Genomic DNA, 22982 nt, shown 5'->3' on the forward strand with positions numbered 1-22982 from the left:
ATGACCAACAGTAAATTTATTATTAATATCTGTATCCTCGGCAGTCTTGCAGGGCTTGCCTCCTGCGGCCAGGGGAAACAGCCCGCGAGGGAAACAGCCGCCTTTGCATCGCCGGATACATTGAACCATATGGTACTCATTCCTGCCGGCGCCTTCAGCATGGGCGCGGACGACAATACCGGCGTGGCGGACGAATACCCTAAACACAACGTCAAGGTGGACAGCTTTTATATGGATGAACATGAAGTCACCAATGCGGAGTTTGCGCTGTTTGTAGCGCAGACGGGCTATGTGACCACGGCGGAAAAGCCCATCTCCAAAGAGGAGCTGATGCGTGGCCTTCCGCCGGGCTCTCCGGAGCCGGACAGCAGCATGCTGGCCGCCGGCGCGCTGGTGTTTACCCCGCCGGACCATGCGGTCCCTTTCAACGATGTGTCACAATGGTGGAGCTTTGTGGCTGGCGCCAGCTGGCGGCATCCCGAAGGCCCCGGCAGCGATATTAAAGGGAGGGAAAACCATCCTGTAACGCAGGTTTCCTATGAAGATGCCCTTGCCTTTGCCAAATGGGCCAATAAACGACTGCCTACGGAAGCGGAATGGGAATACGCCTCCCGCGGCGGACTCAAAAATCAGCCCTACCCCTGGGGTACAGAAGAACTTACCGCCGGCAAACCGAAAGCCAACACCTGGAATGGTAATTTCCCTTATAAAAATACCGCTACTGATGGCTTCGTGGGCACCGCTCCCGTAAAATCGTATATGCCTAACGGTTATGGCCTGTACGACATGGCCGGCAACGTTTGGGAATGGGTTCACGATTTATACAACGCCAATTACTATGGGAAAGACGGAGAGCTGTCCGTTAATCCTACCGGCCCTTCAGCGGCATTTGATCCTGAAGACCCGGGGCAGGTAAAACATGTGATCAGGGGCGGTTCCTATATGTGCAGCGATGAATACTGCCGCGGTTACCGGGTGTCGGCCAGGATGAAGACGACGCCGGAATCCGGGCTGGCGAATCTCGGTTTCCGTTGCGCGAGATCAATAAGATAGCAACTGATGGATTCCTGGCGCGTAAGGCCAGTAGCGGGCTCCGTTGCGCGGAATCAGTAAAATTCAGTCGCCGTAGGACAGCAAAATAACGCCTTTGGTTTTCTCTTGCATCAAATCATAATAAAAAAGGTCGCCTGTTTAGGCGACCTTTATAGTAATAAAATTACAAGCTATTGAATGGCGCCAATATCTTAATTTGTCTTTTTCAGTTTAATAACGATCACTCCGTCTGCCCCTTTTTCACCATAAGCTTTGGTAGCATTTTCTCCCTTCAGCACGCTAACGGATTCAATAGTATTAGGATTTACCTCCTTCATTTCACTTTCATCTATTACTTTTCCATCGAGGATATACAAAGGTTTCTTTCCTTTAGCGCCATTGCCCGTAATGCGAACAGTTTTTACGCCGCCGGTATCCACTCTTAATCCAATAACATTACCCTGTTTTGACCGCACTTCTGTTACGGTTCCGGCGTAAGTGGTCGCTTTGCCTTTTCCGGTGATGACGCCAGGGCGGCCTACTACTACTTTTTCTCCTTTGGTGGAATCCGCATTATACACCAACACGATGCGCGGCTGGTCACCGGAGCTATCTGCAACAGCGCGTACATTATCGCCACTTACAAATACCGCTTCATCTGCGCCAATGGTGTAAGTATCTGCGCCTTTACCCGACTTCCGTATTTCAATCACCCGCCCCTTTGCGGAATCGCCGGGTGACTTTTTTTCGCGCTCCACCCTTATTTTCCTCACTTCCTTTGGCTTGTTGGTATCCGCAGCAGGCGAGGTTACCGGCGTAGCGGCAGGCATAGCTGCCGGTGCAGGTTTGGCTGCCGGGTGGGCGAAAGGATTGATATCCGCCACCATGTTGGTTGCAGCGCGACTATAATTGAGGGACAAAACAATCCCGCCAACCATAGCGCCAAGCACAACGTACCGCAGCATGTGATAGGTTGATGATTTCTTTTTATTCATCATCATAATTCTTGTTTTTAAGTGTGAGAAATTGAAGTTGTTTGCGATGGCCGTCGCATATGGGATCCCACTTATTTTTAAAAGACTGTACTGGTAGGTCTTCCGGTCCACGCCCTGGCGTAACAGGTAACGGTCGGTGATGAACTCTAGATTCTCCCGTATGGCTGATTTCATCAACCATGCGCCGGGATTGAACCAGTAAAAAATGTTATTGAGTTCGCCCATGATCACATCCACGCTATGCCATTGGCGTACATGCACCTGCTCGTGCAGGAGAATATCATCAATTTCATCCGGCTGGTGTAATACAGGGTTGATGTAGATGTTCCGGAAAAAGGAGAACGGGTTTACCGGCGAGTGCAATACCTTCACTGGCGTGCCATTGATGGCATCGTCCGTTGCGCTTCTATGGATTTTGTACATTGAGCGAAGCTGTATCATAAAACGCCCTACCATGAGCGCAACACCTGCCCAGAAAGCATATACCAGGATGTTCCAGTAGTTGAAATGCGGCGTTTCCTGCCACTGGCTGAAATCAGGCACATAAGTGAGTACCTGCCCTATTTCTTCGTGCCGGTGTACGAAGCTGTTAATATCAATCAACGGGAACAGCGCCGCCACGAGGATGCCCAGCAACAGGAACACCCGGTTGAGCGTATAAAATGTCAGCTTCCGGAGCCCAAAGCGGTAAGCCAGGAAGCACAAGGTAAGCGCCACATTGGCCTTCAGCAGATAGATGAGGATTGCAGGTACCATAGTTGCATGTTTATTTGCCTTTCTCAATCATGTTAATAATCTCTTTCAGTTCATCCGGAGAAATCTTCTTCTCCTTTGCGAAAAAGGAAACCAGCTCCTTATAGGAGTCCGCGAAGTAATCCTTCACAAAGCTGTTCATAAACTTCTTCTTGTACACCTGCTCCTCGATCAGGGGCGAGTATTCATATACGTTACCCACTTTCCTGCTTTCCACGAACCCTTTTTTCTCCAGGTTTTTGATGGTCGACGCCAGGGTGGTGTACGGAGGCGCGGGCGCAGCGTGGACTTCCAGGAAGTCTTTCACAAAGCCTTTCCCGGCTTTCCAGATGGCGATCATTGCAGCTTCTTCCTGCGGACTAAGCTTTTCCATTGAGGTTTGAGTTTGATGATGAACTTATAACTACGAATCTTTCGTAAATCTACGAAACTTTCGTAACTAACCAAATTTATTTTTAGGATAGGGCTAAAAAAGACGGTAATTACTTTGCAATAGCCTCATAAAAAAGGCTGCTGCAATAGCAGGCCCCGCATTGCTACTATGATCTGAGGGCTATATTAAAAAAAGAGGGTGCATCTGTAACAGATACACCCTCTTTCTGAAATATTTAAAAGCAGCTGCGCTTAGTTCAGCACTTCCGCCAGTTTCTTTTCAAGCTCCTCGCCACGCAGGTTCTTTGCAATAATCCTACCCTTAGGATCAATCAAAAAGTTCTGCGGAATAGCGCGCACGCCATACAAGCCAGCAACGGCGTTGTTCCAGCCTTTCAGGTCTGATACATGCTGCCAGGTCAGTTTATCCGCCTTGATAGCAGCCAGCCATTTGTCTTTTTTATCATCCAGGGATACGCCGAGGATTTCGAACCCTTTAGGGTTGAATTTTTCGTAAGCTTTTACCACGTTAGGGTTTTCCGCACGGCAAGGACCACACCAGCTGGCCCAGAAGTCCACCAGTACATATTTACCGCGGAAGGAAGCCAGTGAGATCGCTTTCCCCGTGCTGTCAGCCTGGCTGAAATCCAGTGCAGGGCTACCGATAGCGGTTTTCCTGGCGGCTTCGAGTCTTTTTGCGAACTCTTTACCGGAAGGCAGGTTTTTCGCCTCTTTGCTCAGTTTTTTGTACAGCGGCTCTACGGCTTTCACATCAATATCGTAACCAGCCACCTGGTTGAGTACAAACAGGGCGATCGGTGAAGATGTATTGGCATTGAAGAAGTTGGTCTCAATTGCTTTCTCTGCTGCATCCAGGCTGTCGTAACGGGCTTCCAGCGCTTTCATGCCTTCCTTATCCTTAGCCTGGGAGAGGGCGCGGTATTGCTGCTGCAATGCCATGCCGGCCTCGGTTACGCCTTTCAGCTGCTCGCTGAGTTTATTATAGTCGTCGTTAGCTTTGGAACCGGTTACGGTTGCCTTGCTGATAGAATCGGTAGTAGTGATGGTAACGGTACCTTTATCCAGGAATACCGCAAGCATATCCCTGCGCATAGACACGGATTTGCCGGCATCTTCCGGCGCCAGCATCAGGCTGGCCATAGTTGGCTCTTCCAGCGTGCCGCTGAAAGTAAACTTCCCGTCTTTGGTAACGGTACTATCGATGAAAGTTTCGCCTGATTTACGCATTCTCAGGAAAACTTTCGCAGGGGTTTTCTGCTCGGATACGGTGCCCTGAATGGTGAAAGGTTTTGCGGTGACAGCTTTTTTATCCTGGGCAAACAATAATGCCGGCATTAACAATGCGGCACCTATGACTAATTTCTTCATTGGTTTTTATTTTTACGAATAACAAATTTCCTCAAAAGGCAGCATCTAATCAACCTTAAAATGATAAGCGGCTAATGTAACAGCTCTGCCAGCTTTGCTTCCAAAGCCTCGCCACGGAGGTTCCGGGCAATGATCTTACCGGTCGGATCTATCAGGAAATTGGACGGAATAGATTGAATACCATATTGTACGGCCACTTCGTTGCCCCAGCCTTTCAGGTCGGATACCTGCGTCCAGGCCAGTCCGTCCTGGGTAATGGCACGCAGCCAGCGATCTTTATCCTGGTCGAGCGAAACGCCTAAGATGGTGAAATTCTTATCTTTATACTTATTATAAGCTTTTACTACATTAGGGTTTTCCTGCCGGCATGGGCCGCACCAGCTGGCCCAGAAATCTACCAGCACATACTTGCCTTTAAACGAGGAAAGCTTTACCAGCTGGCCTTTTGCATCTTCCTGCGCAAAATCTTCCGCAGGTACGCCCACTGCATCCCGGTAGATACTTTTTATATAGGCGGTGGCCATTTCCCCGTATTTGGAATTTTGTACCGACTTATCAAGCCCGGCAAACATTTCCTTAAACGCATCCGGCTGCAGCCTGTTACGCAGTTCGTTTAACATGAGCCAGATGCTCGCTATACTTTTGGGATGGGCCTTTACAAACGCCGAACCCACCTTCACCACCTCGTTGCCAAAACCCTCCGCCTTATCACGGAAAGCCTGCTTCGCGGCTTCATTATCACCGGCAATACCGCGGGCCTCTTTATTCAGCTCATTGGCCTTCTTAATCAACGGCTCAAAAGCCTGCTGGTACGCCTGCAGGTCCCGCGTGTTGGTTCCCCCTTTAATTTCAGTGGCAATCGGAAACGTTGCTGCGGATGTTACTACATGTACGGCCCCTTCCCCGCTTACAAACAACATCGGATAATCGGTGTTTTGCAGGATCAGCGCATGGATGGTTGGCTGTTTGCCCGCCTTTACCTTAAAACTGAACTGGTCATTTTTGATCAGTACCGAATCATCCGGGTTATTATCCTCATCATCAAACAAATACAGGTACTTGCCCGTACCTCCCTTAATCACACCAGATACTACTTCCTGGGCAAATGCAGCACCAGAGAGCAATACTGTTCCCATAATCAGCAAAAAACGCTTCATAAGATATTTTTTATAAATATAACTATTTATGCCTTTGTTTCAGCACTGCGATCACATCGCTGAGTGTGAACCCTTTAGCCTGTAAGAGGATCAGGTAATGAAACAACAAGTCGGCAGATTCATTCAAAAATAAGTCATTGTTGTTATCTTTTGCCTCAATCACTACTTCTACGGCTTCCTCTCCCACTTTCTGCGCTACCTTATTGATACCGCGGGCAAAAAGTTTGGAAGTATAGGAGTTCTCGGAAGGATTGTTCAAACGGTCCGTAATAATGCCTTCCAGCTCAAACAGGAAGTCGTTGCTGAGGTTCTTTTCCTCCCAGCAGGTATCCGCACCGGTATGGCATACCGGGCCCACAGGGTTTACCTTGATCAGCAGGGTATCGGCATCGCAATCCACTTTCACATCCTGCACAAACAGGAAATTGCCGCTCTCCTCTCCTTTGGTCCAGAGCCGTTGCTTGGAGCGACTGTAAAACGTTACTTTCTTTTCCTGCAATGTTTTATCGAGCGACTCCTGGTTCATATATCCCAGCATCAGCACTTTTTGCGTTGCCGCATCCTGGATGATAGCTGGAACAAGGCCGTCCGGGGATTTTTTAAAATCTATCTGCATAAATGATTACTCTTGATGGTTAGAACCGCATATTGATGTTTTGCTGATAGAGGTAATTCTTCAGCGTAGGTATTTCAATTTCTTTGTAGTGGAAAATACTGGCGGCCAGGGCTGCATCTGCCTGCGCCGTCTGGAACACATCCACAAAATGCTCCATGGTACCTGCGCCACCGGAAGCGATTACCGGCACATTCAGGTTTTGCGCCAGCTTACCGGTAATGTCCAGGGCAAAGCCCTGCTTGGTACCGTCGTTGTTCATGGAGGTCAGCAGGATTTCCCCGGCGCCCCGTTCTACGGCTTCCTTCGCCCAGTCGTAAGCTTTCACTTCCGTCTTGACACGGCCGCCGTTCAGGTACACATACCAGTCGTCCCCCTCAAAGCGGGTATCGATGGCGAGTACGATGCATTGACTCCCGAACTGGCGCGACAGCTCGTCTACCAACCCGGGATTCTTGAACGCGGAGGTATTTACAGAAATCTTATCCGCGCCGGATTGCAGCAGCACGCTCACATCTTCCACGCTGGCGATGCCCCCGCCCACCGTAAACGGGATGTTCACATGACGGGCTATTTCGGTCACCAGGGCCGATAAAGTTTTACGGCGTTCATTCGTAGCCGTTATATCCAGGAACACCAGCTCATCGGCGCCCTGGGCAGCGTACAGCGCGCCTAACTCAATAGGATCGCCTGCATCGCGGATATTTTCAAAGTTAATCCCCTTCACCGTCCTGCCGTCTTTAATATCCAGGCAGGGTATGATTCGTTTGGTCAGCATAAAATGATCTTTTAGAGGAATGTTTTTAATTCGGCCATGGAAATTTTCCCTTCGTAGATGGCTTTACCGATGATAACGCCGCTACAGCCGATCTCCTTCAGCACCGCCACATCGTCGATATTGCTTACGCCGCCGCTGGCCACAAAGTTTATACCCTGGAAGCGCTCCAGGATTTTCTTATACAAGTCCACGCTGGGGCCTTGCAGCAAGCCGTCCTTCGCGATGTCTGTGCAGAAAATATTATGAACGCCACGGGCAATATTGCTTTGCAGGAAATCATACACTGATAAACCGGTGGTTTCCAGCCAGCCGCCCACGGCAATTTTCTCTTCCTTCACATCTGCGCCAAGGAAGATTTTTTCCGGGCCGTATTGCTTGACCCAGCTGAAGAACAGCTCCGGCTCCTTTGCCGCCACGCTGCCGATGGTGGCCAGCGCCGCGCCGCTTTCAAATACGATCTGCAGGTCCTTCTCCGTTTTGATGCCTCCGCCGAAGTCGGTCACCAGCGAAGTTTTGCCGGCAATATTTTCCAGCACTTTCCAGTTTACCACGGCGCCTTTTTTAGCCCCGTCCAGGTCTACCAGGTGCAGGCGCCTTACGCCCAGCGCTTCAAACTCTTTGGCCACTTCCAGCGGATGCTCGTTGTACACTTTCTGCTGACTGTAGTCGCCCTGCGTTAACCGCACGCACTTGCCATCAATGATGTCAATGGCAGGAATTATTTCAAATGATGACATGATCTTGGTTTCGACAGGGATCTGCATTTTCACAAATACGATCCCCTGCCTGGTAAAGTAATCTCCTACGGTCCGGTAACCCAGTTGCTCGTAGAAGGAAACGGCCGTGTTGCGGGCATTACACCAGAGTGTTTTCACCCCGTTGGCACGGCAAAAATCCGTGATATGCGCCAGGATGGCTTTTCCATAGCCCCGGCCCTGACAGGCAGGATGCGTGGCCAGCTTGCGGAATTGCGCTTCAGGCCCCTGTATAAACAACGAAACAACTGTTACCAGTTGTGTCCCTTCATAAACCCCGAAATGCAGCCCGTCATCGTCGCCCTCTACCTTCACCGCCTGTAGCGTTTCGTTCGGGTAAAGCACCTCCCTGCGAAGCTGCAATGTATCTGCGGCACTGATACGTTGAATATTCATCGCTAAATGTTCAGGAAATTTTCAATGATACGGGAACCTGCCGTAGCGGATTTTTCCGGGTGGAACTGCACCCCGTAAAAATTATCTTTTTGCAGGGCGGAGCTGTAGTTGATCACGTAATTGGTGATGGCTATGGTATCCGCGCCCAGCGCCGCATAATAGCTGTGCACAAAGTACATGTAGCTGTTTTCCGGTACATGCTCAAAGAGCACGCTGTGCAGGTTGGTAATGTTGTTCCAGCCTATCTGCGGAATCTTCAGCAGGTTGGCCACCGGCGATTCGAACTTCTTTACATTGCTGTCGAAAATGCCGAGGCATTCGGTATCATTTTCTTCCGAGTGCTTGCACATCAGCTGCATACCCAGGCAAATACCCAGTACCGGTTGCTGCAGGTCTTTTATCACCTGGTCGAGCTTGCGCTCCTTCAAATAGGCCATCGCCGTGCTGGCTTCGCCCACCCCGGGAAATATTACCTTATCGGCAGACCGGATTTCTTCCACATTATCCGTAACAATACCGTTTACGCCTATACGCTCCAGCGCAAACTGCACGGAGCGTATATTACCAGCGTTATATTTTACAATAACTGTTTTCATAATCAGTTTAAATAGTCTTTTCTGCCAGGGTTTTGCCCTCGCGGATGCTGGCCACAAAGGATTTTACAGTAGCGACAATATCAGTACTGCCTTCCAGCGCTTTGATAAATGCGGTACCAATGATGGCGCCGTTGGCATGAGCCGCCGCCGCATCGAAGGTAGCCTTGTCCTTGATACCAAAGCCGATCAGCACGGGATTGTTCAGCTGCAGGCTTTTCAGCCGTGCAAAATACGCTTCCTGGTTGCCCATATCCTTGTCCTTACCGGTGGTGGAGCTGGAGGATACGGCATAAATGAAGCCCCTGCTGAGGGAATCAATCTTGCGTATTCTCGCATCGCTGGTTTCCGGCGTTACGAGGAAGATGAGGTCCAGGTTATACTGTTCAAAGATCGCTTTGTAATCCTGCTCATATTCCGCCATCGGCAGGTCAGGCAAAATTAATCCGTCTATCCCTGTTTCCGCACATTTTTTCAGAAATGCCTCCACGCCGTACTGTAATACGGGGTTCAGGTAGCCCATGAGGATCACCGGCACGTGGATTTCTTTCCGGAAGCCTTCCAGCTGCTCAAACAGTTTGTGGAGGCTCATCCCGTTTTTCAGCGCGCGGGTGCTGCTGTCCTGGATAACGGGACCATCGGCCAGCGGGTCCGAAAAAGGCATGCCCAGCTCAATGATGTCCGCCCCGCTGTCCTGCAGGGCCTTCATAACGGTGAGGGTGCTGTTCAGCTCCGGGAAGCCCGCCGTGCAATATATGTTCAGTATGTCCTTCTTTTTGGAAGCAAACAGTTGATCTATACGGTTCTGCATACGCTTTACTTTTTCATGTGGGTGATATATGTGTTCAAATCCTTATCACCGCGGCCTGACAGGCACAGTACCACTACGTCTTCGGGCTTGAGGTCCAGGTCTTTCAGCTTGGCCAGGGCATGTGCGGATTCCATGGCGGGGATGATCCCTTCGAGCAGGCTCAGTTCATAACCGGCAGCCAGGGCCTCATCGTCCGTAGCGTCCAGGAAGACACCGCGGCCTGTTTCGTACAGATGCGCATGCATCGGCCCGATGCCCGGATAGTCCAGCCCGGCTGAAATGCTGTGCGGCTCTACGATCTGCCCGTCTTCCGTTTGCATCAGCAGCGTTTTGCAGGCATGTATGATACCGATGTTACCCAGCTTGGTACTGGCCGCAGAGTAGCCGCTGTGGATGCCTTTACCCCCCGCTTCTACCGCAATGATTTTCACTTCCGGAACGTCCAGGAAGTGGAAATATGTGCCGGCAGCATTACTGCCTCCGCCAATACAGGCAACGAGGTAATCGGGGTGTTCACGCCCCTCGTGTTCCAGCAGCTGCTTTTTTATCTCCTCACTGATAACCGACTGAAAACGGGCCACCATATCCGGATAAGGATGCGGGCCGGCAGCGGTGCCGAGGATGTAATGGGTATTTACCGGGTTGTTGATCCAGTCGCGGATTGCCTCGTTCGTAGCGTCCTTCAGCGTTTTACTGCCGCTGCTGGCAGGTACCACCGTTGCGCCCAGCATTTTCATACGGGCCACGTTGGGCGCCTGGCGCTCAATGTCCACTTCTCCCATATACACCACGCATTCCATACCCATCAGGGCGCAAACGGTAGCCGTGGCCACCCCGTGCTGCCCCGCGCCGGTTTCAGCAATGATGCGACTTTTACCCAACCGCTTCGCCAGCAGGATCTGCCCGATGGTATTGTTGATTTTATGCGCGCCGGTATGGTTCAGGTCCTCCCTTTTCAGGTATATCTTCGCGCCGTATTTGGCGGATAATCGTTTGGCATAGTACAGCGGGGAAGGGCGGCCTACATAGTTTTTCAGGAGGTCTTCAAACTCCGCCTGGAAACCGGGATCACGCAGGACTTCCATGTACTGCTGCTCTAATTCTTCCACATTCGGATAGAGCATTTCAGGAACATAGGCGCCGCCAAATCTTCCGTAGTAGCCGTTCTTATCCACATGATACCTGGATTTGCTAGTATCTATCGCAATGTCCATGATACAATAATTTTTATGTTGATCAATATTAGTTCGTTTAGGGTACCTGTTGCAGGGCGTTGCGAAGGCCCTTTACAAATACGCTTACTTTTTCAGCATTTTTTACGCCCGGACTGTCTTCAAACTTGCTGTTGATGTCCACCGCAAACAGCTGTGGCAGTTGCAGGCTGCCGATCTCCGCTTCCTGGCCGGGGGCAATACCGCCGCTGAGCAGGAACGGGTGTTGATAAGGATACTGTTGCAGCAGCTCCCAGTTGAAGCGATCCCCCGTACCGCCATATCCTTTTTCGGAAGCGGTATCGAACAGGAAATATTTCGTAACCGGGAGATAGGGCGCGATCTCCTTTTCCCAGTTGACGCTGGCGCCTATACGAAAAGCTTTGATGACAGGTACCTTCGTTTGCACAGCCGCGCAAAACTCCGGCGTTTCATCCCCGTGGAGCTGCACGAGGTCCAGCGCATAGGCTGCCACGGTGGTCAGCACCTGCTCCATGGAAGCGTTTACGAATACGCCTACTTTGCGGATGCCTTTGGTTTCGCGTACAGAGCGGGCATCGATGCGGTTGCCGGCAAAGCGGGGCGAGCGCTCGTAGAAGATAAAGCCGGCAAAATCGGCTTTGTTTTCTACCAGCATTTGCAGGTCGCTGAGTTTTGTTATGCCACAAACTTTTATTTGCATTTGGATTGTTCTTTAGTTTTTTGTCATTTATTGGCGAGGGGGGTGTTTTGATCGTGCAAGCGGATTTTTTTCTCGCAAAGGATGATTAAAGCGGATTTTTTCTCGCAAAGATGCAAAGGATTGTGTTTTGTTGTTTTTAAGGGAGCAAAGTGGGCCTTCGGCCCTTTTCCCGCAAAGCTGGATGCCGGCCTGCTTACAGGCAGGTAACCAAACACAAGTCTTAACAGCTTAAAAACAATACTTACCTTTCTTTGCCTCTTTGCACCTTATGTCACTCTGCGAGCAACCATCCGCTCTATCTGCAAAAAACATCCACCCCTCTTTGCCTCTTTGCACCTTACGCCACTTTGCGAGCAACCATCCGCTCTATCTGCAAAGACCCCCACCCCTCTTTGCCTCTTTGCACCTTACGCCACTTTGCGAGCAACCATCCGCACCCTACGCCACTCTGCGAGCAACCACCCGCTCCTATCTCCCAGCCAGCTTCCGCATTTCGGATACAAAGTTTTCAAAAGCCCGTGCCGGGTCTTCCTGCCGCATGAAATGTTCCCCGATCAGGAAACCTTCAAAGCCCGCCTTTTGCAAGGTCACAATAGCCGCAGGGTCATTGATCCCGCTTTCCGCTACCTTTACCTTACCGGCCGTAATTTTCGGGGCCAGCTCGCAGGAACGGTTAAAGTCCACCTGGAAGGTCATGAGATCCCTGTTGTTCACCCCCACGAGATGCACATGCTCGCTCACCTTTTCCAGCTGCGATTCGCTATGCACTTCCAGCAATACTTCCAGGCCCAGGTTATGCGCAAAGGTGGAAAGCTGTTTTACCTCCGCCGCTTCCAGGCATTCCGCAATCAGCAGGATCACATCCGCGCCGATGGCTTTGGCCTCTACAATCTGGTACTCATCCACAATAAAATCCTTGCGGAGGATAGGCACCTGGTTGTAGCTGCGCGCCTGCTGCAAATCGTCAGAAGTGCCGCCAAAAAACTTTTCGTCCGTCAGCACGGAGAGGCCGGAAGCGCCGTAACGGGTGTAGGCAGTGGTCACCTGCTGCACGGTTACATTGCCGTTGATCAGGCCTTTGGAGGGAGAGCGGCGTTTGAACTCCGCGATGATGCCCGTCTTTTCCGGCATGCGCAGGAATTGGCAGAGGGACAATGTTTCTCTTCCGAACAACGGCGCCTGTTCCAGTTCTGCCGTGCTGCGCAACTGTTTGCGGGCAGCTACTTCCGTATGTTTGTGGGCAACTATTTCTGCCAGGATATTTTTCATTATTGTAATGCTATCAGGTTCTGGAAAGATTTGTATGCTTTGCCGGATTCCAGCGATTCCACGGCGGCGGCAAAGCAATCCTCGTAGGTCTGGTAGGTACCGAGGCTATACAGTCCCATCGCCGCGTTGGCAAATACGACGGAGTTCTGCGCCCAGGTGCCTTCTCCCTTGAGTATTTTCAAAAATATTTTAGCTGCTTCTTCCGGCGTATTGCCACCATAGATATCCTCGGGGTGTACTCTACGCTTGCCCAGCTGCTCCGGCGTCCAATCCTGCTCACCCTTGTTGGTGATCACCTTGGTATCGGCGGTAAGGGATATTTCATCGTATCCGTCCAGGCTGTGCACAATCACAAACTGCTTATCCGTTTGCTGGAAGAGATAGTTGTACACCCTGGCCATTTCCAGGCTGTACACGCCTATCAGCTGATGTTGCGCAAAAGCGGGGTTTACCAGTGGCCCCAGCATGTTGAAGAAGGTACGGATACCCAGCTGGCGGCGGATCCCCGCTACATTTTTCAATGCCGGGTGAAACAGCGGCGCATGCAGGAAGCAGATGCCGGCCGCTTCCAGCTCAGCTTTCAGCTTACTGTCGTCATTCTTGAATTTGTACCCTACCAGCTCCATGAGGTTGGAAGCGCCACTAACGGAGGATACGCCGTAGTTACCGTGCTTGGCTACTTTAGCGCCGGCGCCGGCCACTACAAAGCACGACAAGGTAGAAATATTAAACGTATTTTTTGCATCCCCCCCGGTACCTACGATGTCCAGTACGTTGTAGCCGTTGAGGTTAACGGGGATGCAGAGCTCGAGCAGCGCATCGCGGAAGCCCAGCAGCTCATCGATGGTGATAGAGCGCATCAGGAACACGGTCATGAACGCGGCCAGCTCGCTGTCGTTATACATGCCTTTGGAGATATTGGTCAGTATTTCCTTAGCGGCATCGCGACTAAATGTTTTATGTTCGAATAAGTAATTTAAAATCTTTTTCATGGTGATATTAGTGATAGACTGAAGAATTAGATAAGCGTGAAACGTGGCGGCAGGTTACATTTCCAGCCAGTTTCTCAATATCTGCTCTCCCTGCGGGGTGAGTACACTTTCCGGGTGGAACTGTACGCCGCTTACATCATAGCTTTCGTGCTGCAGCGCCATGATGTAGCCTTCTTCATCCCTGGCGGTAATGATCAGCTCTGAAGGGAGCGTTTTTTCATCTACTACCCATGAATGGTAGCGGCCTACTTCCAGCTCTTTAGGCATGTTGCGGAAGAGGCGGCCGTTGTCCGCAATGATCTTCACGTTGGTGGCTACCCCGTGGTAAACTTCCTTCAGGTTGATGAGGGAAGCGCCGAAAGCCTGGCCTATTGCCTGCTGACCAAGGCATACTCCGAAGATGGATTTGGTAGGGGCGTATTCCCTGATCAAAGGCAGCAGCAGTCCCGCTTCTTCCGGGATGCCGGGGCCGGGGGACAGGATGATCTTATCATAATCCTTTACTTTCTCCAAAGGAATTTCATCGTTACGCACAACGGTTACTTTACCGTCTATAATTTTTTCAACCAGGTGAACCAGGTTATAGGTAAAAGAGTCGTAGTTATCAAATACAAGGATATTCATGACTAAATTTTTTGCGCCAGCAGGATGGCCTGTTTTAAAGCATTGAGTTTATTGTTCACTTCTTCCAGCTCGGAGGAAGCTACTGATTTGGCCACCACGCCGGCTCCCGCCTGGTAATACAGCGTATTCATCTTGCTGAGTATGGAGCGGATCATGATAGCATGATTGAAGTTGCCGTTGAAACCTACGGCGCCTATACAGCCGCCGTAAAAGCCGCGGGGCGTAGGTTCATACTGGTCTATTATTTCCATGGCCCTGTATTTGGGCGCGCCGGAGAGCGTGCCGGCAGGGAAGGTGGAAGCCAGGAGGGCAAAAGGATTCAGGCCCGGTTCCAGCTTGCCGGTTACTTCGCTCACCAGGTGGATCACATGGGAGTAATATTGCACTTCCTTGTAGGACTCCACGGTTACCTCTTTGGCGTTCCTGCTGAGGTCATTACGGGCCAGGTCTACCAGCATCACGTGTTCGGCATTTTCTTTCGGGTCCTGGAGGAGTTTATCCGCCAGCATTTTATCCTGCGCGTCATCCCCGGTACGGCGGAAGGTGCCGGCAATCGGGTGGATGGTAGCCTTACCGTCACGGATCACCAGCTGGGCTTCCGGTGAAGAACCCATTAATTTATAATCGCCGTAATCGAAGAAGAAGAGATAAGGGGAAGGGTTGATGGAGCGGAGGGCGCGGTACACGTTGAATTCGTCGCCGGTGAAGGACTGCTGGAAGGCTCTGGAGAGTACTACCTGGAAAACATCCCCCCGGAAGCAGTGTTGTTTTCCCTGTTCTACCATTTGCATGTATTCCGCGTCCGACATGTTGGAGGTTTCTTCGCCTACAGCGCTGAAAGGGTAACCGGGTGAATCCTTGTGGCGGATGAGCGATTCTATCAGCTCAAATTCGCTTTCGATGCCGTCCACCTGGTTTTCGATGAGGTATAATTCATCTTTAAAGTGGTTGATCGCTATCACATACTGGTAAAAACGGTATCGCATGAGCGGGATCACATTGGCGGACTGTTTTTCCTTGTTGAATTCAATCGTTTCGAAGAACTGTACCGCATCAAAGGTGGTGTACCCGAAGAGGCTTTGTGCGAGCGGGATGGGATTGCTGCCCGTGAAGGTGAAGTTTTTGAGGAACTTCTCGATTTCCCCCGTTACAGCATCCCTGTTTTTGAGCTGCTTCTTTTCTACCGGGAGGTTGGGATACTTGAATTCAAAATTTGAGGTGGATGTAACTTCAATCCCCGCAATGGGTTTGATACCGATAAAGGAGAAGCTGTTTTCGCTGGCCCTGTAATCGGTACTTTCGAGGAGGATAGAACCGGGGAATTTGTCACGGAGTCGCAGATAGATACCCACCGGCGTGAATACGTCCGCCAGCATCTGTTTGGATCTCGTTTTTACTTGAATGGTACGCATGACTGATATGATAACCTAAAAAGTGAAAGTGATTTTTTTTGTAATGGGAACCGGATAAAAAGCCGAAGGGCCCGCTGTGTAACAGCGAGCCCTTCAAATATGATTCAAGACGAAACATGGCACTGTAACACAGATCAAGGATTGATTCCGTGCCACCACCAATATTTATTTGTCATGTTTTTCTGCATAGTGAAAGCAAAAATGAAACATTTTTACATTAAATGCAAATAATTTTTTTCCCCGCCGGGTAAAAAATTACAGCACCCCTTTCGTACTAGGCAGTTGCATTTTTGACGGGTTGCGCTTTACAGCCACTTTCACGGCTTTGGCAAAAGCTTTAAAAATTGCTTCTATCTTATGATGTTCGTTCTGGCCTTCCGCTTTGATGTTCAGGTTGGCCCGGGCGCCATCGGAAAACGACTTAAAGAAGTGATAGAACATTTCCGTAGGCATCTCTCCTATCTTTTCCCGGTTAAACTCCGCCTCCCATACCAGCCAGTTACGGCCGCCGAAGTCGATCCCCACCTGCGCCAGGCAGTCGTCCATTGGCAGGGTGAATCCATACCGCTCTATCCCTCTCTTATCCCCCAATGCCCTGGCAATGGCTTCTCCCAGCGCAATGCCGGTATCCTCTATCGTATGGTGCTCATCGATATGCAAATCCCCTTTGGCGGTGATTTCCAGGTCGATGCTGCCATGGCGGGCAATCTGGTCCAGCATATGGTCAAAGAAGCCCAGCCCGGTCGCTATTTTCGCCTTGCCGGTACCATCCAGGTTCAGCTTTATAGTGATGTCCGTTTCGTTGGTTTTACGTACATGCGTTACCGTGCGGAGTCCTACTTTAAGGAACTCGTAGATCCGGTCCCAATCGGTACTTTCCAGTACGATCACTTCCCGCAGGGCGGCGGCGCTGTCCTGCACTTCAGCATTGCCCAGGCCGGTGCCTTCGTTCATCCAGATGGCTTTTGCCCCGAGGTTCTTGGCCAGCTGCACGTCCGTAATACGGTCCCCGATCACGAAGGAATTTTCCAGGTCGTATTCCCCGGTGAGGTATTTGGTGAGCATGCCGGTACCTGGCTTGCGGGTAGGCGCATTATCCGCCGGGAAGGAGCGGTCGATAAACACCTCATCAAAATGCACTCCTTCATTTTCGAAAGCGCGGATGATGAAGTTTTGGGCCGGCCAAAAGGTATCTTCCGGGAAGGAGGCAGTGCCCAGCCCGTCCTGGTTGGTTACCATGGCCAGCTCGTAGCCCAGTTCCGAGGCAATGCGGGCCATATTCACAAATACTTTGGGATAGAATTCAATCTTATCCAGGCTATCGATCTGGTAAGTGGGCGGCACTTCCTTGATCAGGGTGCCATCCCGGTCTATAAAGAGCACGCGTTTCATGCAGAAACAGTTTTTTCAGTTTGTGGTTGATAAGATTTAAGCGCATCCAGGAGTTCCAGGTTTTCAGCCGGGGTGCCGATGGTGATGCGCAGGCAGCCGGCGCAGAGTTCCACCTTGGAGCGGTCCCGCACGATAATGCCCTTTTCCGTCAGGTAATTATAGATGCCCCTGGCATCGATGGTTTGCACGAGGATGAAATTGGCGTCGCTGGGGTACACCTGCTTTACCAGCGGCAGCTGCTCCATGGCGGCGGAAAGCAGGTCCCGCTCGATCACGATTTCGCGGATCCACTCGTTGACCTGCGCTACATTATCCAGCGCCTGCAATGCCAGTTCCTGTGCGGCCTGACTGATATTATACGGGGCTTTTACCTTGTTGAACACGTTGATGATATCCTCGCTGGCGAAGGCCATACCGATGCGGAGCGCCGCCAGTCCCCAGGCTTTGGAGAGCGTTTGCATCACCACCAGGTTAGGATATTCCGTCAGTTCCTGGATGAAGGACTTCTGGCGGGCGAAGTTGATATACGCCTCGTCGACCACCACGATCCCATCGAAGTTGTTGAGGAGGATTTCAATATCCGCACGGTTGATGGAATTACCCGTAGGATTATTAGGACTGCAAATGAAAATCAGTTTGGTATTTTCGTCCACGGCTTCCTGCAGGCCGGCGAGGTCCAGCTGAAAGTCCGGCGTGAGGCTCACCTTGCGGATGATAACATCGTTGATGTTGGCGCTTACTTCGTACATGCCGTAGGTAGGCGGACAAAGCACCACGTTATCCACACCCGGGCGGCAGAACGCGCGGTAGAGGATATCGATCGGTTCATCGCTGCCGTTGCCGAGGAAGATATTTTGCGGCGGTACGCCTTTGATATCCGCCAGTTTGTACTTCAGCTTCCACTGCATGGGATCGGGGTAGCGGTTGTAGCTTACCGGCAGCGGCGATCCGAAGCTGTTTTCGTTGGCGTCGATGAAGATCCTTGCTTCGCCTTTGAACTCGTCGCGGGCGGAGGAATACGGCACCAGTCTTTTTATATTGTCCCTCAGGAGGGTGTTGAGATCGAACATTTCCAAAGATTTATTACCTGTTATTAATTTGTTTGAGTCGTACCGATACGGCCTGTTTATGCGCGTCCAGTCCTTCTGCCGCGGCCATGGCCTCAATGGTAGCGCCTATTTGCGTGAGGCCGTCCGGGCTTATCTGCTGGAAGGTAATCTTTTTCACGAAGCTATCCAGCGATACGCCGCTATAGGCTTTGGCGTAGCCGTTGGTAGGCAGGGTATGGTTGGTGCCGGAAGCATAGTCGCCCGCGCTTTCCGGCGTATAATTACCGATAAACACGGAGCCCGCGTTGGTAACCATTCCCGCTACATCCATTGCCGCTTCGCAGGCCAGGATGAGGTGTTCCGGCGCGTAGGCGTTGAGCATGGCCATGGCGGTGCTGAGGTTATCCACCAGTATCATGCGGCTGTTGGCGAGGGCGCCGGTAGCGATGTCCTTCCGGGGCAGCAGTGCCAGCTGGGCGTCCAGCGCGGCCTGTACGTCGTTGATCACTTTTTCGCTGGTGGTAACGAGTACCACCTGGCTATCCGGGCCATGTTCCGCCTGGGAAAGGAGATCCGCCGCCACGAAGTCGGGCACGCAGCTCTCATCCGCCAGCACGGCCACTTCCGAAGGGCCGGCGGGCATATCGATGGCGAGGCCGTCTTTATTCACCAGTTGTTTGGCGCATGTAACGTATTGGTTACCGGGGCCGAATATTTTGTACACCTGCGGCACGGTAGCCGTTCCGTAGGCCATAGCGCCGATGGCTTGTACCCCGCCGATGGTGAACACCCGGGAGATGCCTACCAGCTTTGCCGTGTAGAGGATGGCCGGGTGCAGGGAAGGGGTGCAGAGGATGATTTCCTTACAGCCGGCGATCTTAGCGGGGATGCCGAGCATGAGGATGGTGGAGAAGAGCGGAGCGGAGCCGCCGGGGATGTAGAGGCCTACTTTTTCGATGGCCACGGATTTGCGCCAGCATTGTACGCCGGGCATGGTTTCGATCACTTCCGGGATGGACTGCTGTGCGCTGTGGAAGGTCGTGATATTTTTAGCCGCCTGCCGGATAGCCGCTTTCAGCGCGGGTTCCAGCGCTGCCTCTGCCGCTTCGAAGTCGGCCGGCCCTACTTCAAAAGAAGGAGCGGCGAGCTTATCAAATTGTTCCGCGTACTTTCTGACGGCGGCGTCCCCATTTTCTTTCACGTCCCGGAGGATGGCGGTTACTTTTTGCTCCAGCGCGGAAGTGTCCATCACCGGGCGTTTCAGCAGCTCGTTCCAGGTATTTGCCTCCGGGTATTTATAAATCTGCATGATTCAAGTTCAGTTTAGATCACCATTTTTTCGATCGGTACCACGAGGATGCCTTGTGCGCCGGCGGCTTTGAGGCTTTCGATGATATCCCAGAAATCATTTTCGTTCAGCACGGAGTGTACGGAGCTCCAGCCGGCTTCGGCGAGCGGCAGTACCGTAGGGCTTTTCATGCCCGGGAGCAGGCTGATGATTTCCTGCAGTTTGTCGTTAGGCGCGTTAAGCAGGATGTATTTATTGTTCTTCGCTTTTTTAACGGCCTGGATGCGGAACAGCAGTTTATCGAGCAGCCGGGATTGTTCCGGTTGCAGGTGGTGATAAGCGGCCAGTACGGCTTCCGACTTCAGGACGGTTTCCACTTCTTTGAGTCCGTTCATGAACAGGGTGGAACCGCTGCTCACGAGGTCGCAGATGGCATCGGCCAAACCTATGCCTGGCGCGATTTCCACGGAACCGCTGATCTCGTGGATTTCCGCGGTGATGTTATTCCGTTTCAGGAACTCTTCTACAATCACCGGGTAGCTGGTGGCGATGCGGGTGTTTTGCAGGTCCTGCACGCCGTTGTATTCAGCGGATTTAGGTACGGCCATGGAGAGGCGGCATTTGCCAAAGCCCAGTTTCTCAACGATGTTGACCTGTTTTTTCTTTTCCAGCACTACGTTTTCGCCAACGATACCGATGTCGGCCACGCCGTCTTCGATGTACTGCGGAATATCATCATCACGAAGGAAGAAGACTTCCAGCGGGAAGTTACTGGCTTCGGTTTTTAATTTGTTGACACCGTTGTTGATGTCGATCCCGCATTCCTTCAGCAGTTTGATGGAATCATCGTGCAGGCGGCCTGATTTCTGGATGGCGATTTTAAGTTTCATCTTTTGGACAAATAAAAAGGGCTTACCGATCCGGTAAGCCCTTGATGATGATCAAATATGTTTATATACACAAAATCATCCCAGCCTACCGGTGAGGTAAGTATGATGGTGATGATGTGTATGGATATTCTGTTTCATAATTCGGGTACAAAATTAGAAAGAAATCCAATAAAACAAACATTTTTTTTCAGGGGGAGCGGATAGTAACAAATCCTTAACAGTAGCGGGTTTCAGGGGAGGCAGCATTTGTATAAGCACTGTTATATTTAATGTATAAGCGCTGTTATTTCTTTTTAGGGTTTAGGGAGAGATTTAAGCCTGCGGGGAACGGGGTAGCGTTGGCAGAACGAATGGCGCAGGGGGTCATGCCGTTGCAGTAAGGCATCGGGGCATTAGACATCTCTCCCAAAAAATTTTAAAGGAAAGTGTAACAAAAGTGCAATGGTGGATACTAATGGAACAAAAACATTTACATCATGAAAAACATCCTCTCCTTTTGCCTTCTTTTAGGCCTGTTTACGCCGCATGCGGATGCGCAGTCGGTATTGTGGAAGATCAGTGGGAACGGGCTGGACAAGCCTTCCTACCTGTTTGGAACGATTCACCTGATTTGCGCCGGCGATTTTGAAATTAAGCCGAAAGTAAAGGCGGCGCTGGAAAGCGCGGATAAATACGTGGTAGAAACGGACCTGTTCAGCCCGGAAGCGATGCAGGTATTGCAGGCATCCGCCATCAGTAAGGAGCCGCAGAGCAAACGGCTGGACCCAGCTACCTATAGGGAACTGGACTCGATCCTGCGGAAATTTCTGAAAACGCCGCTGGAGAAATTCGATCATTTCACGCTGGCAACGATTAATAGTATCATGGCCATCGCGACGTTCCCCTGCACGGACCTGAAGCAGTATGAAGCGGAACTGCTGAAGCTGGCCAATGCCCGGGGAATCAAGCTGGACACGCTGGAATCAGTGGAAGCGCAGTTAATGTTTTTCAACAAAACTTTCACGGACGACTATACGATTTCGCAGATAAAAGACTTTGAAGAGAATGCCGGCATCATGCGCAATATGATTGCGTATTACAAAGCGGAGGACCTGCAGCGGCTGTACCGGGAAATGACGGCGGACAAGTCCATGGATCAAAACGCCAAACACTGGCTGCTGCATGTAAGGAACGCCAACTGGGCAAAGAAAATGCCTGCAATGATGCAAAAAGGCAGTAACTTCTTCGCCGTTGGAACGGCTCACCTGGGTGGGGAAGATGGATTGATCCGGCTGTTGCAAAACCAGGGCTATACGGTAGAACCCATTCTGAACTAAAGCATCATCCCTTTGAAAACTAAAGAACAAGCGTTTCTGGAATTGATGGAACAACACAAGGGCATCATTCACAAGATATCCAGGATGTATATGGATACGAAGGATGACCAGGACGACCTGGCACAGGAGATTATACTGCAGCTTTGGAAATCGTATGATAATTTCCGCCACCAGAGCAGCTTTTCGACCTGGATGTATCGCGTGGCGCTCAACACGGCCCTTGTGTTTTTCAGGAAGGATCAGCAGCAGCCTGCCACCACTGACGCCGTCCCTGAAATCCCTGCCGATGAAACCAGCCATACCAAAGAGCTGCAGCTGGCGCATTTTTACCAGGCGGTACAAAAGCTGGAACGGTTGGAAAAGGCTATTATCTTTTATCATCTCGAGAATTACTCCCACCGGGAAATAGCAGAAAACTTAGGTATTACAGAAGGTAACGCCCGTATTAAACTGAACAGGGCAAAAACAAAATTAAAAGCACTCATTCAACAACAAGGTTATGACTTTTGATAATAATTTACATGCTTTATGGAACAGCGATAAATCCGGCGGCAACATTAACATTCCCCATGCGCTGGAAAAATTAAAATCCGCCAAAATGCCGGTAGACAAGGTTCGCAGGCACCTGCGGTACGAATTTTTTATGCAGCTGGCGGCGGTGATCATCATCGGGTTTGCGCCGGTTACACTGAAATTTAACCCGCTGTTGATTTTTCCTTTTTATTTACTGTATTTCATTTTCGTGCTGATATGCGGGTACTTTTTTACGAAGCTGTTCTTGTTTTATAAAAATATGAGCAATACGGCCCTGACCTCGAAGGACAACCTGTATGCCGTGTATTATGATATTAAGCTGAGCATTGAGCTGTATAAGGCCTTTACTTATTGCCTGGTGCCTTTCCTGGTATTGTTTATAGGGATGATTATTGTCAATGAGGAAAAGATTCCGGTGGATGCGTTGTTTATGCAGGGGGCGGCCATATCGAAATCGCAGGCGGCTAGTGTATTGCTGGTATTGATAGGGGTTATCCTGGGGCTGGCCGTGGTGACGGAGCTTTATGTAAATACCAGGTATGGGAAGTATGCGAAGCAGGTGAAGCGGTTGCTGGATGAATTCAGGGAGGGCTGATCAGGCGTTTAACCAACTATGCTGCTGCGCTGTATTCATCAGTGAAAATACACATATTATTGAGGCCCAATATATTTCTTACAA

General features: G+C 50.9%; 23 protein-coding genes. 4 read left to right on the forward strand and 19 right to left on the reverse strand.

Translation table 11 applies throughout. The features are described 5' to 3' along the window. A complete protein-coding gene (locus BOC67_RS09125; protein ID WP_291909670.1) occupies positions 1-1053 on the forward strand; it encodes a formylglycine-generating enzyme family protein in 1053 nt (350 codons plus the stop codon). A 191-nt stretch (positions 1054-1244) separates the two neighbouring features. Here the strand turns inward: BOC67_RS09125 and BOC67_RS09130 are convergent, their stop codons facing one another. The 19 genes from BOC67_RS09130 to hisG form a co-directional block, all read right to left on the reverse strand. Then, positions 1245-2783 carry a M56 family metallopeptidase gene (locus BOC67_RS09130; RefSeq protein ID WP_291909673.1) on the reverse strand — a complete coding sequence of 513 codons (1539 nt, stop codon included), beginning with the start codon at positions 2781-2783 and terminating at the stop codon, positions 1245-1247. A gap of 10 nt (positions 2784-2793) precedes the next feature. Then, positions 2794-3153, reverse strand: coding sequence for a BlaI/MecI/CopY family transcriptional regulator (locus BOC67_RS09135; protein ID WP_291909675.1), 360 nt, complete (start codon positions 3151-3153; stop codon positions 2794-2796). A 251-nt stretch (positions 3154-3404) separates the two neighbouring features. After that, positions 3405-4541 carry a TlpA disulfide reductase family protein gene (locus BOC67_RS09140; RefSeq protein WP_291909677.1) on the reverse strand — a complete coding sequence of 379 codons (1137 nt, stop codon included), beginning with the start codon at positions 4539-4541 and terminating at the stop codon, positions 3405-3407. Positions 4542-4612: 71 nt separating this feature from the next. After that, on the reverse strand, positions 4613-5698 hold the full coding sequence (locus tag BOC67_RS09145; RefSeq protein ID WP_291909680.1) for a TlpA disulfide reductase family protein: 1086 nt from the start codon (positions 5696-5698) through the stop codon (positions 4613-4615). 22 nt (positions 5699-5720) lie between these two features. Continuing rightward, positions 5721-6314 carry a bifunctional phosphoribosyl-AMP cyclohydrolase/phosphoribosyl-ATP diphosphatase HisIE gene (gene hisIE, locus BOC67_RS09150; RefSeq protein WP_291909683.1) on the reverse strand — a complete coding sequence of 198 codons (594 nt, stop codon included), beginning with the start codon at positions 6312-6314 and terminating at the stop codon, positions 5721-5723. Positions 6315-6333: 19 nt separating this feature from the next. Next, positions 6334-7089 (reverse strand): imidazole glycerol phosphate synthase subunit HisF, encoded by a 756-nt coding sequence (gene hisF, locus BOC67_RS09155; RefSeq protein ID WP_291909686.1) that lies wholly within the window; start codon positions 7087-7089, stop codon positions 6334-6336. Between the two features lie 11 nt (positions 7090-7100). Then, entirely contained in the window at positions 7101-8240 is a 1140-nt protein-coding gene (gene hisA / locus BOC67_RS09160; RefSeq protein WP_291909687.1) for a 1-(5-phosphoribosyl)-5-[(5-phosphoribosylamino)methylideneamino]imidazole-4-carboxamide isomerase, read from the reverse strand. Positions 8241-8242: 2 nt separating this feature from the next. After that, positions 8243-8836: an imidazole glycerol phosphate synthase subunit HisH gene (gene hisH / locus BOC67_RS09165; protein WP_291909688.1), complete on the reverse strand. Its 594-nt coding sequence runs from the start codon at positions 8834-8836 to the stop codon at positions 8243-8245. 7 nt (positions 8837-8843) lie between these two features. After that, positions 8844-9644 carry a tryptophan synthase subunit alpha gene (gene trpA, locus BOC67_RS09170; RefSeq protein ID WP_291909689.1) on the reverse strand — a complete coding sequence of 267 codons (801 nt, stop codon included), beginning with the start codon at positions 9642-9644 and terminating at the stop codon, positions 8844-8846. 5 nt (positions 9645-9649) lie between these two features. Next, positions 9650-10858, reverse strand: a complete 1209-nt coding sequence (gene trpB / locus BOC67_RS09175; RefSeq protein ID WP_291909692.1) for a tryptophan synthase subunit beta — start codon at positions 10856-10858, stop codon at positions 9650-9652. A 37-nt stretch (positions 10859-10895) separates the two neighbouring features. Beyond that, entirely contained in the window at positions 10896-11537 is a 642-nt protein-coding gene (locus BOC67_RS09180; RefSeq protein ID WP_291909694.1) for a phosphoribosylanthranilate isomerase, read from the reverse strand. A 468-nt stretch (positions 11538-12005) separates the two neighbouring features. Further along, the gene (gene trpC, locus BOC67_RS09185; RefSeq protein WP_291909695.1) at positions 12006-12806 is read right to left on the reverse strand and encodes an indole-3-glycerol phosphate synthase TrpC; all 801 of its coding nucleotides are present in this window, start codon (positions 12804-12806) and stop codon (positions 12006-12008) included. Next, on the reverse strand, positions 12806-13798 hold the full coding sequence (gene trpD / locus BOC67_RS09190; RefSeq protein WP_291909696.1) for an anthranilate phosphoribosyltransferase: 993 nt from the start codon (positions 13796-13798) through the stop codon (positions 12806-12808). Before trpD ends, trpC begins: the two co-directional genes overlap by 1 nt. Before the next feature lie 54 nt (positions 13799-13852). Next, the gene (locus BOC67_RS09195) at positions 13853-14422 is read right to left on the reverse strand and encodes an aminodeoxychorismate/anthranilate synthase component II (RefSeq protein WP_291909698.1); all 570 of its coding nucleotides are present in this window, start codon (positions 14420-14422) and stop codon (positions 13853-13855) included. A gap of 2 nt (positions 14423-14424) precedes the next feature. After that, a complete protein-coding gene (locus BOC67_RS09200) occupies positions 14425-15834 on the reverse strand; it encodes an anthranilate synthase component I family protein (RefSeq protein WP_291909700.1) in 1410 nt (469 codons plus the stop codon). Positions 15835-16089: 255 nt separating this feature from the next. Beyond that, positions 16090-17226, reverse strand: a complete 1137-nt coding sequence (hisB, locus tag BOC67_RS09205) for a bifunctional histidinol-phosphatase/imidazoleglycerol-phosphate dehydratase HisB (RefSeq protein WP_291909701.1) — start codon at positions 17224-17226, stop codon at positions 16090-16092. After that, complete coding sequence (gene hisC / locus BOC67_RS09210) at positions 17223-18296, reverse strand: histidinol-phosphate transaminase (RefSeq protein WP_291909702.1); 1074 nt, start codon at positions 18294-18296, stop codon at positions 17223-17225. Before hisC ends, hisB begins: the two co-directional genes overlap by 4 nt. 13 nt (positions 18297-18309) lie before the next feature. Beyond that, positions 18310-19584 carry a histidinol dehydrogenase gene (gene hisD / locus BOC67_RS09215; protein ID WP_291909704.1) on the reverse strand — a complete coding sequence of 425 codons (1275 nt, stop codon included), beginning with the start codon at positions 19582-19584 and terminating at the stop codon, positions 18310-18312. 14 nt (positions 19585-19598) lie between these two features. Then, positions 19599-20453, reverse strand: coding sequence for an ATP phosphoribosyltransferase (gene hisG, locus BOC67_RS09220; protein ID WP_291909705.1), 855 nt, complete (start codon positions 20451-20453; stop codon positions 19599-19601). 476 nt (positions 20454-20929) lie between these two features. On the opposite strand from hisG, the gene BOC67_RS09225 reads away from it, so the two are divergent. The 3 genes from BOC67_RS09225 to BOC67_RS09235 are packed head-to-tail and all read left to right on the forward strand — an operon-like array spanning position 20930 to position 22898. Next, a complete protein-coding gene (locus BOC67_RS09225) occupies positions 20930-21769 on the forward strand; it encodes a TraB/GumN family protein (RefSeq protein ID WP_291909707.1) in 840 nt (279 codons plus the stop codon). 12 nt (positions 21770-21781) lie between these two features. Then, positions 21782-22279 (forward strand): RNA polymerase sigma factor, encoded by a 498-nt coding sequence (locus BOC67_RS09230; protein ID WP_291909709.1) that lies wholly within the window; start codon positions 21782-21784, stop codon positions 22277-22279. Beyond that, positions 22269-22898, forward strand: a complete 630-nt coding sequence (locus tag BOC67_RS09235) for a hypothetical protein (RefSeq protein ID WP_291909711.1) — start codon at positions 22269-22271, stop codon at positions 22896-22898. Before BOC67_RS09230 ends, BOC67_RS09235 begins: the two co-directional genes overlap by 11 nt. Positions 22899-22982 lie beyond the last annotated feature (84 nt).

This window comes from Chitinophaga sp. CB10 (assembly GCA_001870995.2).
Taxonomy (GTDB): Bacteria; Bacteroidota; Bacteroidia; order Chitinophagales; family Chitinophagaceae; genus Chitinophaga.